The following is a 13,781-nucleotide window of genomic DNA, read 5'->3' on the forward strand; positions in this document are numbered from 1 at the left end:
GGCTCAGATGTTGCCCTTGTTGCGCTGGTCGATGATGTACTCGGAGGTGCGCATCGAGAGGGCAAGGATCGTCCACGTCGGATTCTTGTGCGGCATCGACGTGAACGGCCCGGCGTCGGCCACGAACAGGTTGTCCACGTCGTGGGCCTGGCACTGCGCGTTGAGCACCGAGGTGTCCGGGTCCGCCCCCATCCGGGTCACCCCTGCCTCGTGGATGATCTCGCCCGGCATGGTGATGCCATAGCCGTCTTCCTTGCTCGGCACCGAGCCGAGCGGCTCGGCCCCGGCCGATCGCAGAATCTCTCGCCCCTTCTCCTGCATGTGCTTGACCTGCAGGTACTCCTCCTCCCCCCAGGAGTGGTGGAAGCGCAGGACCGGAATGCCGTACTCGTCGCGGGCGTCCGGGTCGATCTCGCAGTAGTTGTCCCGGCGGGCAATCGACTCGCCCCGCCCGGACATCCCGACCGTTGCCCCGTAGAAGCGCCGGTAGTCGTTCTTGAGCTGCTGGCCATAGCCGCCCCCGCCCTTCTTCTTGGTTTCCTCGTCGCCGGGAAACATGGCGTTGAGGTTTTGGATGCCGCTGCCGAAGCCATAGCCCGGCATCCCGCGCCCGCCCCACAGCTCGAAGTGGTAGCCCCGTGGAAAGTCGAGGTCCTGGTCGTGGGCCCACCACGGAATGTAGGAATGCATGCCCCCGACCCCGTCGCAGTTGTGGGCCGGCTGGTCCATCAGCTGCGGGGCCACGCCCATGATGGTCGACCCTGTCGAGTCCATCAGGTAGCGCCCCACCGCGCCGCTGGAGTTGGCCAGGCCGTTGGGGTGCTGGCGGGAGGTGGAGTTGAGCAGAAGACGGGCCGACTCGCACGCGCTGGCGGCCAGGACCACCACGTCGGCCTTCACCTTCTGCTCCCGCCGGCTCTGGGTGTCGACGTAGGAGACGCCAGTGGCCTGCCCCTCCTGGTCGGTGGTCACCTCCCGTGCCATCGCGTGGGTGATCAGGGTCACGTTGCCGGTCTGGAGGGCCGGGTCCAGCAGCACCGGCGGCGCCGAGAAGTTCGAGTGCGTCGTGCAGCCCCGGTTGCACTGCGCGCAGTAGTGGCAGGGCGCCCGGCCGTTGTGCTGCTCGGTCAGGATCGAGAGGCGGGACGGGATGACCGGCACCCCAACGTCCTCGGCCCCGCTCTTGATGAACTTCTCGTAGCAGCGGGGCTCGGGGGGCTCCATAAAGATGCCATCGGGGGAGTTGTAAAATCCCTCCTCCGACCCGAAGAGGCCAATCAGCCGGTCGACCCGGTCGTAATAGGGCTTCAGGTCCTGGTAGTCGATGGGCCAGTTCTGTCCGTGGCCGTCGACGCTCCGCCCGTTGAAGTCGTCCGGCCCGAAACGGAGGGAGATGCGGCCCCAGTGGTGGGTGCGCCCGCCCAGCATCCGGGCCCGGAACCAGTTCCAGTTGGTGTCCTCGGCGGTCGTGTACGGCTCCCCCTCAATGTCCCATCCCCCAAGGCACGCGTCCATCTCCCCAAAGGGACGCGCCGTCGTCGAAGCCCCCCGGCGGGGCGAGGAGTAGTTCCAGTCAAACATCGCCCCGTCCTCCTCGACGCTCCACTCCGGGCCGGCCTCCAGGACCACGACGTTGGCCCCGGCCTCCGCCAGGACCTTCGCGGCCATGCTGCCCCCCGCGCCGGAGCCAACAATGCAGACATCGTAGGTGTCGGGGGTTTCCTGAACAAACGGCATGCAGGCAAAAAGACGTAGGAAGAGCAATGCGCTTTGCAGAAAGTAATCACGGGGTGGATTCAGACGCAACCAAATATCCCGGCCCAGGGCGGCGTCTCAAAATTTGGAACCGGTTCCGGGCGTTGTGCAATCTGGAAGCGGTCCCGAACTTCTCTCGATATTGTTACGGCGGGTCTCGTCTTCTATCATACACGGTCCGAGCACTGCGTCTCACCGCGCGTTCCTCCCTCCTCGAACCACCGCCGCCCCGAGCCATGGACTCGTACGCCCCTCCGGCCAACGCCTCCGAACAGGCCACCCGGCCCGACACGCAACACGAACGGGTCGAGACCCTCATCTTCGACGATCCGGCCGAGATGGCCCATCGCGTGGCCCGGCGCATCGCCACCCTAATTGAGGAACGGCAGGCCGTCGACCAGCAGGCGGTTCTTGGCCTGCCGACCGGGTCCACCCCCATCGGCGTGTACCAGGAGCTCATCCGCATGCACCGGGAGGACGGGCTCGACTTCTCGAACGTGGTGACGTTCAACCTCGACGAGTACTACCCCATGGACCCGAGCAGCCTGCAGAGCTACCACCGGTTCATGGACGAGAACTTCTTCAACCACGTCAACATCCCGGCAGACCAGATTCACATTCCCCGCGGCGACATTCCGCCGGACGCCGTGGAGCGCCACTGCGTGGAGTACGAGCACGAGATCGAAAAGGCCGGCGGAATCGACCTTATGCTGCTCGGCATCGGGCGCTCCGGCCACGTGGGCTTCAACGAGCCGGGCTCCGGGCGGCAGACGCGCACCCGCCAGGTGATCCTCGACGAGATCACGCGCAAGGACGCCGCGAGCGACTTCTTTGGGGAGGCCAACGTGCCCCAGGAGGCGATCACGATGGGCGTGGGCACCATCCTCGACTGCGACGAGATTGTGCTCATGGCCACGGGGGAGCACAAGGCCCCCATCGTGAAGCGGGCGGTGGAGAAGCCCCCCTCCCGCGAGGTGACGGCCAGCTACCTGCAGGACCACCCCAACGCGACCTTCTATCTCGACCGGGCGGCCGCGGGCGAACTCACGCGGGAGAAGATGCCGTGGCGCGTCCGCGAGGTCGACTGGACCGACCAGAAGGCCAAGCGCGCCGTCATTTGGCTGTCCGAGACGCTCGACACCCCGATCCCCCGCCTCGAGGCGTCTGACTACTACCAGAACCAGCTCCACAGCCTGGTTCACCGCTACGACGACGTCGACGATCTGGCCCGGGAGGTCTTCGAGGACCTGCGCCAGCGCATCACCTACCGCGAAAACCTGCTCTCCGACGAGCGCGTCCTCATCTTCAGCCCGCACCCGGACGACGACGTCATCTCGATGGGGGGCATGTTCGACAAGCTCGTGTCCAACGGCAACGACATCACCGTCTCGTACATGACGAATGGGTCGGTGGCCGTCTTCGACGCCGACGTGCGCCGCTACCTCCGCTTTATCGGCCTCAGCAGCGACGCGCTCAACATGAGCCCCGAGGACCTGTCGGGCTTCCGCAACCGGCGCGAGGAGATCGAAACCTTTTTTGCCGAGAAGGACCCGGCGGAGGTGGACCCGTCGGCGGTGCAAACCCTCAAGGCCCACATCCGGTACGGCGAGGCGATCGCGGCGATCGAGGTCATGGGCCTGGACGCCGACCACGCCGAGTTCCTAGACATGCCCTTCTACAAGACGGGGCGCGTCCGCAAGGATCCGATTACGGAGGACGACGTGGACGTGGTGCACGACCTGCTCACGGAGGTCGAGCCCACCCACATTTTCGTGGCCGGCGACCTCTCGGACCCCCACGGCACGCACCGAATGTGCTACAAGGCCATCAAGGAGGCCCTCCGCCAGTACAACGACGAGGCCACCGTGCCGGCGGGCGCCAATGGCGAGGCCCCCACGGCGAACGAGACCCCCCGTCCTCAGCCCCTCGTGTGGCTCTACCGTGGGGCCTGGCAGGAGTGGCCGCTCCACGAGGCCGACGTGTTCGTGCCGCTCTCCAAGGCGGATCTCGACCGCAAGGTCGAAGCCATCTTCAAGCACGAGAGCCAGAAGGACCGGGCGATGTTTCCGGGCGCCTACGACGACCGCGAATTTTGGGAACGGGCCCGCGACCGCAACCGCGACACCGCCGACGCCCTGAACGGCCTCGGGCTCCCGGAATTCTACGCCGCCGAGGCGTTCGTGACGACCTACGACATGCCCTGATATGCCCCGCGTCCCTGCCGCCCCGCCCCGAAGCAAACAAGCACGACTCGGCCGTCGCCCCGACGCGGCGTAGCCGCCCCCGGTGCTCCCTCGATCAGAATTGCGTCCCCATGCCTGCTTCGAGCCGACGCGCGTTCCTGAAAACCTCCGCCGCCCTGGCCCTCGGCACCGCCCTTCCCGCGGGCGGGCCGGCCTCCGCCCGCGCCCCCGACACGGCCCGAAGCGGAAGGGCTGCCGCGGGGAGCGGGCCTCTCTACCGGATCTCCCTTGCGCAGTGGTCCCTCCACCGGGCCCTCTTCGACGGCGACCTCGACCCGCTCGACTTCGCCCGCACGGCCCGTGAGGCGTTCGACATCGGGGCGGTCGAGTACGTCAACCAGTTCTTTATGGACCGGGCGACGGACGCACAGTACCTGCAGACAATGAAGACGCGCGCCGAAGACGCGGGCGTGCAGGGCCTGCTCATCATGTGCGACGGGGAGGGCGCCCTCGGACACCCGGACGCCGCGGAGCGAACGACCGCCGTCGAAAACCACCACAAGTGGGTCGAGGCCGCCGCCATGCTCGGGTGCCACTCGATTCGCGTAAACGCAGAGACGATGGGCGAGGGGGCGCCCGCCGAGCAGCAAAAGCGGGCGGCAGACGGGCTCCGTCGCCTCACCGAGTTTGCCGCCGAGCGGGACATCAACGTGCTCGTCGAGAACCACGGCGGCCTCTCGTCCGACGGCGAGTGGCTCGCCGGCGTGATGAACGAGGTCGACCACGAGCGCTGCGGCACGCTCCCGGACTTCGGCAACTGGCAGATCCGCGAGGGAACGTCGTACGACCCGTACGAGGGCGTCCGCGACCTCATGCCCCACGCACAGGCCATCAGCGCGAAGGCGTACGGCTTCGATGACCGGGGACGGGAGGCAACCCTCGACTACACAAAGCTAATGAGCATCGTGCTCGACGCGGGGTATCGGGGCCACGTGGGCATCGAGTACGAGGGCGACGGGCTGAGCGAGCGGGCGGGCATTCGGGCAACGAAACAGCTTCTGATGGACGTGCGCGGCCAGCTCGAAAGTGAATATACCTGAACAGCCAAGCAAGGAGCGAGCGGACCGCCTGCGGGGCCTTCAAATCCGGGCCCATCTCGCGCCGGCCGCCCGCAAGACACGCGCCCCCCTGTGCGACGATACGCTTGGCGTTTGAGATTGACGGGATGACGTACGACTTCTGACCGGGCGATGCATGGCCGGGCGTCGGTGCCCGTCGTCTCGGGGGCGCACTCCGCTTCGCTGCGCGCGGATCCCTCCGCACTGATTTCTCGCTCCCTCTGTCTCGTCACCTCCCACAGTCTCGCCACCTCCCACGAAGACGCCGGTTGCCGAAGCAACGCTGCGGGACGTCGGGCAGGGCGGGACGCTTCCCCCTTCTTCCTCCCCTCTCGAGGACACTCGCTTCACTCACCTCCCTTTCCCTCATGGCCCTCAATCGCACGATTCGCTACGGCATGGTGGGGGGCGGGCCCGGGGCCTTCATCGGCGCCGTGCACCGCTCCGCCGCCGCCCTCGACGGCGAGATGAATCTCGTCGCCGGGGCCTTCTCCTCCTCGCCCGAAAAATCCAGGGAGCAGGGCGACAACCTGCACCTCGACCCCGATCGGGTCTACGACACCTACGAGGAGATGGCCGACGCGGAGGCCGAGCGGCCCGACGGCATCGACGTCGTCTCCATCGTCACGCCCAACTTCCTGCACCACGACGTGGCCCGCACCTTCATCGACCGGGGCTTCCACGTCATCTGCGACAAGCCGATGACCACCACCCTCGAGGACGCCGAGGACCTGTGTCGGCGCGTCGACGAGCAGGACGTGGTGTTCTGCCTTACCCACAACTACGCCGGCTACCCGCTGGTGAAGCAGGCCCGGGCGCTCGTAGAACAGGGCCGCCTCGGCGCCCTGCGCAAGATCGTAGTGGAGTACCCGCAGGGCTGGCTGAACCGGCGGCTCGAGGCGGAGGGCAACAAGCAGGCCTCGTGGCGCACCGACCCGGACAAGGCCGGCGCCGGCGCGCTGGGCGACATCGGGACCCACGCCGAGCACCTGGCCCGGTACGTGACCGGCCTGTCGCTGGAGCGCATGTGTGCCGACGTGGGAACGGTCGTGGAGGGACGCCCGGTGGACGACGACGCCAGCATCCTGGCCCGCTACGAAGGGGGCGTGCGCGGCCTCATTCACGTCTCGCAGATCTCGGCCGGGGAGGAAAACAACCTCCGCCTGCGCGTCTACGGGACGGAGGCCGGGCTCGACTGGCGCCAGGAGGACCCGCATCGGCTGACCCTCCTCACCGACATCAACGGCGAGGCCCCGCAACAAATCTATAGCCACGGCCGCGCCTCCCTCGCCGATTCGGTGCAGCCGTTCGTCCGCACCCCGCAGGGCCACCCCGAGGGCTTCATCGAGGCCTTCGCCAACCTCTACCGGAGCGCGGCCCACGCCATCGCGGCCCACGAGGCCGGCGTGGAACCCGAGCCGTGGGCCCGAGACTTCCCGACGGTGCAGGATGGGGCCGCCGGCGTCCACTTCATCGAAACCGCCCTCGAAAGCAGCGAGCAGGAGGCCTGGGTCGACGCCAGCTACACGCCCCCGCGCACATAATTCCTCATATTTCGCTTCGCATTTCCCTCCGGCCGTCGACCGGCCGGGTCGGATCGAAGCCCGAACGCATACACGGTTTTCGTTTCACGACCCTTGTACTGCCCACCATGACTGTACTGCCCCCCATGACCGGACGCACGATGCGCGCAGCCACGATCCTTATCGCACTCTCGTCCGCCCTCCTTCTAACCGCCCCCGCGAGCGCCCAGGAGATGGACGCCCCCAATACACTGACGCCGGCGGAGCGGGCCGACGGCTGGACGCTGCTGTTCGACGGGGAGACGGCCGCAGGATGGCGCGGCTACAACGACGAGGACTTCCCCGACACCGGCTGGACAATCGAGGACGGGGTCCTCACCATCGAGGGCGCCGGCGGGGGCGTGAGCGGATCGGGGGGCGACATCATCACGACCGAGACGTACGGGGACTTCGTCCTCAAGCTGGAGTGGAAGATCTCCGAGGGCGGCAACAGCGGCATCTTTTACCGCGCCATCGAGCAGCCGGACCAGCCCATCTACTGGTCGGCCCCGGAGATGCAGATCCTGGACAACGCCAATCACCCGGACGCAGGCCGGGGCGAAAACGGCAACCGAAAGGCCGGATCGCTCTACGACCTGATCCCGGCCGATCCCCAGACGTTCTCCGGCCACGGGGAGTGGCAGGACGTCATGATCGTCGTCGAGGGCGGCCACGTTGAGCACTGGCTCAACGGCCAGAAGGTGCTGGAGTACGAGACGTGGACCCCCGGCTGGTACCGGATGATTCGCGACAGCAAGTTTCGGACCCACCCGGAGTTCGGAGACGCGCGGGAGGGACACATTGGCCTTCAGGACCACGGAACGACGGCCCACTTCCGCAACATCAAGATCAAGGAGCTCTAGCGCCCCCTGTCCGGGAGCCCCCCTGCCACGACGACCGTTCCGCCACAACCACCGATACAGTAAAAACGCCGACACGATGGACCGACGCACGTTTTTGAAAGGATCGGCCCTGACCGCCGCGGGCCTCAGTGTGGTGCCCCGCTCCGTTTTGGGCGGCGCCGGCCACCAGCCCCCGAGCGACACCCTCAACATCGCGGGCATCGGCGTCGGGGGACGGGGCACCAGTAACATGAACGCGATGACGAGCGAGAACATCGTCGCCATCTGCGACATCGACTTCGACCACGTCGACCAGTCGCTGCGCGACGGCGACGGCAACGTGGCGGACGGGCTCGGGGCCCTGCACGAGGCGTACGAGCAGGCCGAGCGCTACGCCGACTACCGCCGCATGTTCGACGACCTGGAAGACGAAATCGACGGGGTCGTCATCTCGACCCCGGACCACCTCCACGCCGTCGCCGCGCAGGAGGCGATGAAGCGCGGACTGCACGTCTACGTCGAGAAGCCGCTGACCCGAACCGTCCGGGAGGCACGGACGCTGATGGAAACGGCCGACGCGATGGACGTCGTAACCCAAATGGGCAATCAGGGGCACACCCATCCGGACGGGCGTCGCGCGATTGAGTGGGTGTGGGACGGGGCCATCGGCACGGTGCACGAGATTCACGCCTGGACCGACCGCCCGGCCAGCTGGTGGCCGCAGGGCGTCTCTCGTCCAGAAGGCTCGATGCCCATCCCCGATGCGGTCAACTGGGACCTCTTCCTGGGCCCAGCCCCGGAGGTGCCCTACCACGAGGCCTACCATCCGTTCGACTGGCGGGATGGGTCGACTACGGCACCGGCGCGCTCGGCGACATGGGGGCGCACCTCATCGACCACGCGATGTGGGCGCTCGACCTGGGGGCCCCGACGGAGGTGTGGGGCTCGTCGAACGCCTTCGGCCGGGACGGCGACGAGCGGGTCTCCTGGCCCACCGCCGAGACGGTCCACTACACGTTTGGACGGGGCGGCCGGGATCCGGTCCGTCTGACCTGGTACGACGGCGGCCTGCTGCCGCCTCGCCCGCAGGCCCTCCCGAACGACGTGCCACTGGTGCGGGACCTCGGCGCGAACGAGGACGGGCCGCCGCCGTCCTGGGGCGGCGCAATCTGGGTCGGGGACGAGGGCATTCTGATGCACGACACCTACGGCCGCAACCCGCGCCTCTACCCCAAGGAACTGGAGGCCCAGCACAGCGATGCCCCTCGGCAGCTGCCCCGGGTCGGCACGAGCCATCAGATGAACTGGGTGGAGGCCTGCAAAGGGCGGGCCGAGGCGACGTGTCCCTTCGACTACGCGGCCCCGCTGACGGAAACGCTCCTTCTGGGGGTGGTGGCCCTCCAGGCCGGCGCCCCGGTGCGGTACGACCCGCGCTCGATGGCCATCCCCAACGCGCCGGCGGCGGAGCAGTACCTGCGCCGGAACTACCGCGGGGAGTGGTCGCTGTAGCGCCCCGGCGTCCCCGTCGTCCTTCCTCGCTCATGCCCTTGTCCCGATGTCCTACCGCCCCGTCACCCTCTTCACCGGACAGTGGGCCGACATGCCCCTCACCCCCCTCGCCGAAAAGGCCGCGGGCTGGGGCTACGACGGCCTGGAACTGGCCTGTGCGGGCGACCACTTCGATCCCGCACGGGCCGCAAACGAAGACGGCTACGTCCGCAACAAGCGCGACCGACTAGCGGCGCACGACCTGGACGTCTGGGCCCTCAGTCAGCACCTGGTGGGCCAGGCCGTGAGCGACCGCATCGACGAGCGCCACGAGGACGTGCTGCCGGAGCGCGTGTGGGGCGACGGCGACCCCGACGGCGTGACGCGGCGCGCCATCGAGGAGCTGAAGCGCACCGCCGCGGCGGCGAGTGCGCTCGGGGTGGACGTGGTGACCGGCTTCACCGGCTCCCCCGTCTGGCACCTGCTGTACGCCTTTCCGCCCACCCCGCAGTCGATGATCGACGAGGGGTACGAGGCCTTCGCCGATCAGTGGACGCCCATCCTCGACGCCTTCGCGGACGCGGGCGTGCAGTTCGCCCTGGAGGTGCACCCCACCGAAATTGCGTTCGACCTCAGCACGGCCCGGCGCACGCTCGACGCCCTCGACGGCCACTCGGCGTTCGGCTTCAACTACGACCCCAGCCACTTTGGCTACCAGGGCGCCGACTACCTCGCCTTTCTGGACCGGTGTGCCGACCGCATCGACCACGTCCATATGAAAGACGTCTGGTGGGCCGACGACCGGCAGCCCGCCGGCGTGTTCGGCGGGCACCTCCCGTTCGGGCACGAGGACCGGTACTGGGACTTCCGCTCCATTGGCCGCGGCAAGATCGACTTTGAGGCGATCATTCGTCGCCTCAACCGAATCGGCTACACCGGGCCCCTCTCCATCGAGTGGGAGGACAGTGGCATGGAGCGGGAGCACGGGGCCGCGGAGGCCCTCGGGCGGGTCCGCGCCGTCGACTTCCCGCCCGCCGACGCCGGATTCGAGGAGGCGTTCGGGGAGGGATAGTCCCCGCCTGCCCCCACGCAGCGGCCACGTCGCGCTACCGCCCGTCCTCCTCGCGCAGGCGGCGGGACACGAGCATGCAGAGGGCCCCCAGCGTGGGGTCGTCGAGCGCGTAGTAGACGTGCACGCCGTCGCGCCGCCGCGCCAGCAGCCCCTCCTCCGCCATCAGGCTCAGGTGCTTGCTGACGTTGGACTGCCGGATGCCGGTCGCCTCCACCAGTTCGCCGACCGTCTGCTCCCCCGTTGCGTGCAGTGCGCTGAGCAGCCGGAGCCGTGCCGGTGCGCCGAGCACGTCGAACCGGCGCGCCACGGGCTTAATGTCGTCGGGCGGAAGCAGGGGACGATCCATGAGCTGGGTGCGAAAACAAAACGGACGCGCTTCGGGAAACGGGGCTAAAAGGTGAGGTGGAGGCGTGCGTTCAGGGTCCGCGGGGTCAGGCGCTTGGGCACGCGCTCATAGCCCTGCGTCCAGCTGTAGTCGACGGTGTTGTCCATGTCGAAGAGGTTGAGCACTTCGAGCGTGAGCTCCAGGTGGACGGGCCCGCCGATTCCGTTTTGGACCAGCTCGATGCGCTTGGTCGCCCCCACGTCCACGCGCCGGTAGGCCGGGAGCCGTCCGCTCATCCGGTCGCCCGGAATGCGGGTCTCGGCCCCGCCCGGGGTTTTCGGCCCTGGACTGGTGGGGGTGTACGGCAGCCCACTGCCGTAGAGCAGGCGCATGTGCACCTTCCAGGACTTGTCCCCCGGCACGTAGTCCTGCACAAACGCCGAAAAGGTGTGGCGCTGATCGGCGGGGCGGGGCAGGAGGCCCGTTCGGTTTTCCCGAAACTCGTCGGAGAACCCCGTCGGCGCCTGGGCCGCGTACCGCTCCAGCGCCGCGTCCGTGAACCGCTCGCGGGAGACCAGGTAGCTGTAGTTGAACCAACTCTCCAGGCCCGGGACGAGTTCGCCCCGAAGCTGAAAGTCCACCCCGTAAGTGTACCCGTAGGTGTCGTTCTCGCCGGAATAGTTCACCCGCACGTCCTCGATGGTGTAGGAAATCAGGTCGTCGAGGTCTTTGTAGTACGCCTCGGCCCGCAGGTACAGCCGCCGATCGGGAAAGAAGTACTCCCCGCCGAATACGTACTGCACCGACCGTTGCGACCGGATGTCTCGGTTTTGGTCCAGCGTGCCCCGGATCGACGCGGTGTCCGTCGGGGTGCCCCGAAGCTCCCGGTAGGTCGGCTTCTGGTGATAGATGCCCCAGGCCCCCGTGAGGGTGAGACGGTCGGTGGCCACGAAGCGGCCCGACAGGCGAGGGGAGACCGTCCACTCGTCGTTAAACGAGAAGTAGTCGGCCCGCACCCCGCCCGTGATGGTGAGGCGGCCGTCGGTGGGGAGCACATCCACGGCGTCCTGGAGGTGGGCCCCAAACTGGTACTCGTCGAATGTCGCGCTGTCGTCGAGCCGGTCGACCAGCGTAGAGTCTTGGCCGTCTTCCACCCGACCGTCGATCGTGGTCCGCTCATTGAGGTTGTCGTCGAAGTGGAGGCCGCGCAGGTGCCAGCCGCCCTTCAGCGTCTGTCGGTCGAGGTCCCATTCGTAGCGCCCCCGTCCGGTCCGACGCCGCACCTCCACGGAGTTATCGGCAAACCGGGTCACCGTAGACTCCCCCTGGAGCACGCTGGTGCAGTTTGACGGGTTGTCTCCGCCCGTGGGGTTGACCTGGCACACCCGTCGGTCGCTCTGGATGTCGAAGCTCTCGGTCTCCCGCGTTCCGAAATAGGCAAAATCGTGCGCCAGCTTAAGCCGGTCGGAGAGGTCCGTGTGGAGCCGCACGCCCCCAAACGTGGTGGTGTATCCGTCCGTGCGGGCCCCGTTTAGGCTGGCCCGGAGCGCCTTGAAGTCGGAGGGCCGCTCCGGATCGAGGCTGATGACCCCGAAGTAGGTGGTCCGTTCCTCCGGCTCCAGGTCGAAGGTATTGTCGGCCCAGATGCCGAGGGCCTCTACCGAGACGCGATCGGAGAACCGGTAGGACACCGTGCCCTGCAGGTCGGTGAAGCGGGGGCTGTAGTCGCCCTTCAGGTCCTGCGTTCCAAAAAACCGGCCGGGCTGCGCCCGCCGCATCCCGAACCCCCACCCGAGATCGCCCCCGAGGGCCGACGACTGAAGGTGCGCGCTGGCGTCGAGCGTGGAGAGGTCGACCGACCCGCTCAGGGGGTCACTCTCGGGGCGGACGTACTGCACGTCAAGCGCGGAGGAGAGCTTGCCCCCGTACTCGGGCGGAAAGCCGCCCGTGTAGAACGTGATGTCCGAGGCCAGGGCCGGGTTCAACAGGCCCATCCCCTCCTGCTCCCCCTGCCGGGGCCGGAAGGGGAAGAAAATCTCAAAGCCGTTGATGAAGACGAGGTTCTCGTTGTACCCCCCGCCGCGCACCGAATACTGCTGGGTCAGCTCGTTGTTGGTCGCCACTCCCGGCGTGGTCTTGAGGGCCCGGAAGCCGTCTTTGAAGGGCGTGGGCATGTTCTGCACGTCGGCCGGGTCGACCTTGTAGACACCGGGCCGGTTGGGGACGGCCCCGTCCGTCACCGTTAGCTCGTCCATCTTCAAGACGGTGGAGGCCAGGGTTGCGTCGAGCTGCGTCGTCCCCTCCGCCACCGTGACCGAGTCGACGCGCGTCGCAAAGCCAACCGCCGAGAACCGGAGCGTGTAGCGGCCCGTGGGAAGCTCCAGGCGGTAGCGGCCGTCGGCACTGGTGGCCGTGCCGAAGTCGGTGCCCTCCACCAGGACCGTTACGCCCGGCAGGGGCGCTCCTTGCACCGAGTCCGTAACGGTGCCCGTGACGGTGCCCCAGGTCTGGGCGTGAGCAGGCGCGGCCCCCAAGGGCCAACAACAGGCCGCAAGAATCAAAACGCGGTACAGGCGCATGGGCGAGAGTGCGGTCGGTGAGCCAGGGCGTGCCGTATCGGTCCGTCAGAGGGTGCAGGAAAACGATGATACGAAACAGCGAGGGGGCCGGTGGGCGCATTTGTTAAGAAACGAAACAATGCGGTGTGATCCAACTCCCGCGCTTCGCCGCTCACACCCCGATCGCGCCCGACAAGGCGACCAGCTCTAGGTAGGGCGCCACGAGCCCCATTCCCGTTCCCGCCGCGGCCTGGGCCGGGGTGTGGGCCCGGCTCCGCACACGCGCCCAAAGCACGAGCCCCGTCAGGCCCGCCCCGCCGGCCAGCACGGCGGCTCCTGCAGGGCCCGCATCGAGGACCCGCCCGGGCACATGCCTGTGAACGAACGCGAGGGTCGACACCGCCCCGGCCACCGACGCGCAGTGCACCGAGATTTTCCAGCGGGTGGTAATGAGAACGAGGAGGGTCGTGTTGAGGGCGTGGCACGCCACCAGCGCCGCCAGCAGCCCCCGCCCCGCGACGTCGATCCCGAGCACCACGGCCAGCGCCGCTCCGTTGGCCCCCAGCGCCACGAGGAACGGCTCGGTGCGCTTCGTCCGGTCCCGGATCTCCAGCGACGCAATCCGCCCCTGCAGCCGCATCCCGCCCACGTACACGAGCGGCACCACGGACAAAAACACGAGCCCAATCCCCGCCCCCCACGCGACGCCGGCCCACGACGCCCCCACGTGGGCCAGCACCAGTCCGTATACCAGCGGGGGCAGGGCGAGGGGGCTCACCACGTAACTCACGGCCACCGCCGCCCACAGGCCAACCCCGCCGGGCGCATCGGTCTGGGAGGCAGCGGGATTGGGGAGCGGGTTGGGGGGCGACATATGC

Annotated in this window: 11 protein-coding genes; 7 read left to right on the top strand and 4 right to left on the bottom strand. The window is 68.1% G+C overall.

Going from position 1 to position 13,781, the window contains the following annotated elements:
* Nucleotides 1-3 precede the first annotated feature (3 nt).
* Nucleotides 4-1,737 (bottom strand): GMC family oxidoreductase, encoded by a 1,734-nt coding sequence (locus SRU_RS13255; RefSeq protein ID WP_011405241.1) that lies wholly within the window; start codon nucleotides 1,735-1,737, stop codon nucleotides 4-6.
* 254 nt (nucleotides 1,738-1,991) lie between these two features.
* On the opposite strand from SRU_RS13255, the gene nagB reads away from it, so the two are divergent.
* The 7 genes from nagB to SRU_RS13290 all read left to right on the top strand — a co-directional run bounded on the left by nagB (nucleotide 1,992) and on the right by SRU_RS13290 (nucleotide 10,020).
* Entirely contained in the window at nucleotides 1,992-3,959 is a 1,968-nt protein-coding gene (gene nagB / locus SRU_RS13260; RefSeq protein ID WP_118827352.1) for a glucosamine-6-phosphate deaminase, read from the top strand.
* A gap of 110 nt (nucleotides 3,960-4,069) precedes the next feature.
* Nucleotides 4,070-5,038 carry a sugar phosphate isomerase/epimerase family protein gene (locus SRU_RS13265; RefSeq protein ID WP_164923664.1) on the top strand — a complete coding sequence of 323 codons (969 nt, stop codon included), beginning with the start codon at nucleotides 4,070-4,072 and terminating at the stop codon, nucleotides 5,036-5,038.
* 386 nt (nucleotides 5,039-5,424) lie between these two features.
* Complete coding sequence (locus tag SRU_RS13270; protein ID WP_118827353.1) at nucleotides 5,425-6,600, top strand: Gfo/Idh/MocA family protein; 1,176 nt, start codon at nucleotides 5,425-5,427, stop codon at nucleotides 6,598-6,600.
* Nucleotides 6,601-6,707: 107 nt separating this feature from the next.
* The gene (locus SRU_RS13275) at nucleotides 6,708-7,481 is read left to right on the top strand and encodes a 3-keto-disaccharide hydrolase (protein ID WP_237701755.1); all 774 of its coding nucleotides are present in this window, start codon (nucleotides 6,708-6,710) and stop codon (nucleotides 7,479-7,481) included.
* Nucleotides 7,482-7,557: 76 nt separating this feature from the next.
* A complete protein-coding gene (locus tag SRU_RS13280) occupies nucleotides 7,558-8,511 on the top strand; it encodes a Gfo/Idh/MocA family protein (protein ID WP_164923738.1) in 954 nt (317 codons plus the stop codon).
* Between the two features lie 53 nt (nucleotides 8,512-8,564).
* Nucleotides 8,565-8,969: a hypothetical protein gene (locus SRU_RS13285; protein WP_164923665.1), complete on the top strand. Its 405-nt coding sequence runs from the start codon at nucleotides 8,565-8,567 to the stop codon at nucleotides 8,967-8,969.
* Nucleotides 8,970-9,015: 46 nt separating this feature from the next.
* Nucleotides 9,016-10,020, top strand: a complete 1,005-nt coding sequence (locus SRU_RS13290) for a sugar phosphate isomerase/epimerase family protein (protein WP_011405248.1) — start codon at nucleotides 9,016-9,018, stop codon at nucleotides 10,018-10,020.
* Between the two features lie 34 nt (nucleotides 10,021-10,054).
* Here SRU_RS13290 and SRU_RS13295 read toward each other — a convergent pair whose 3' ends face one another.
* From SRU_RS13295 to SRU_RS13305, 3 genes are all read right to left on the bottom strand, one after another.
* Nucleotides 10,055-10,366 carry an ArsR/SmtB family transcription factor gene (locus tag SRU_RS13295; RefSeq protein ID WP_011405249.1) on the bottom strand — a complete coding sequence of 104 codons (312 nt, stop codon included), beginning with the start codon at nucleotides 10,364-10,366 and terminating at the stop codon, nucleotides 10,055-10,057.
* Nucleotides 10,367-10,410: 44 nt separating this feature from the next.
* Nucleotides 10,411-12,924 (bottom strand): TonB-dependent receptor, encoded by a 2,514-nt coding sequence (locus SRU_RS13300; RefSeq protein ID WP_164923666.1) that lies wholly within the window; start codon nucleotides 12,922-12,924, stop codon nucleotides 10,411-10,413.
* Between the two features lie 151 nt (nucleotides 12,925-13,075).
* Nucleotides 13,076-13,777 carry a hypothetical protein gene (locus SRU_RS13305; protein ID WP_118827358.1) on the bottom strand — a complete coding sequence of 234 codons (702 nt, stop codon included), beginning with the start codon at nucleotides 13,775-13,777 and terminating at the stop codon, nucleotides 13,076-13,078.
* Nucleotides 13,778-13,781: the final 4 nt, after the last annotated feature.

This window comes from Salinibacter ruber DSM 13855 (assembly GCF_000013045.1).
GTDB lineage: Bacteria > Bacteroidota > Rhodothermia > Rhodothermales > Salinibacteraceae > Salinibacter > Salinibacter ruber.

What these genes read in the sequence shown, in the direction of transcription:
- SRU_RS13300 (WP_164923666.1), bottom strand. Translation starts at nt 12,924, where the DNA reads ATGCGCCTGTACCGCGTTTTGATTCTTGCGGCCTGTTGTTGGCCCTTG.
- SRU_RS13280 (WP_164923738.1), top strand. Translation starts at nt 7,558, where the DNA reads ATGGACCGACGCACGTTTTTGAAAGGATCGGCCCTGACCGCCGCGGGC.
- SRU_RS13265 (WP_164923664.1), top strand. Translation starts at nt 4,070, where the DNA reads ATGCCTGCTTCGAGCCGACGCGCGTTCCTGAAAACCTCCGCCGCCCTG.
- SRU_RS13295 (WP_011405249.1), bottom strand. Translation starts at nt 10,366, where the DNA reads ATGGATCGTCCCCTGCTTCCGCCCGACGACATTAAGCCCGTGGCGCGC.
- SRU_RS13270 (WP_118827353.1), top strand. Translation starts at nt 5,425, where the DNA reads ATGGCCCTCAATCGCACGATTCGCTACGGCATGGTGGGGGGCGGGCCC.
- SRU_RS13290 (WP_011405248.1), top strand. Translation starts at nt 9,016, where the DNA reads ATGTCCTACCGCCCCGTCACCCTCTTCACCGGACAGTGGGCCGACATG.
- SRU_RS13275 (WP_237701755.1), top strand. Translation starts at nt 6,708, where the DNA reads ATGACTGTACTGCCCCCCATGACCGGACGCACGATGCGCGCAGCCACG.
- SRU_RS13255 (WP_011405241.1), bottom strand. Translation starts at nt 1,737, where the DNA reads ATGCCGTTTGTTCAGGAAACCCCCGACACCTACGATGTCTGCATTGTT.
- SRU_RS13305 (WP_118827358.1), bottom strand. Translation starts at nt 13,777, where the DNA reads ATGTCGCCCCCCAACCCGCTCCCCAATCCCGCTGCCTCCCAGACCGAT.
- nagB (WP_118827352.1), top strand. Translation starts at nt 1,992, where the DNA reads ATGGACTCGTACGCCCCTCCGGCCAACGCCTCCGAACAGGCCACCCGG.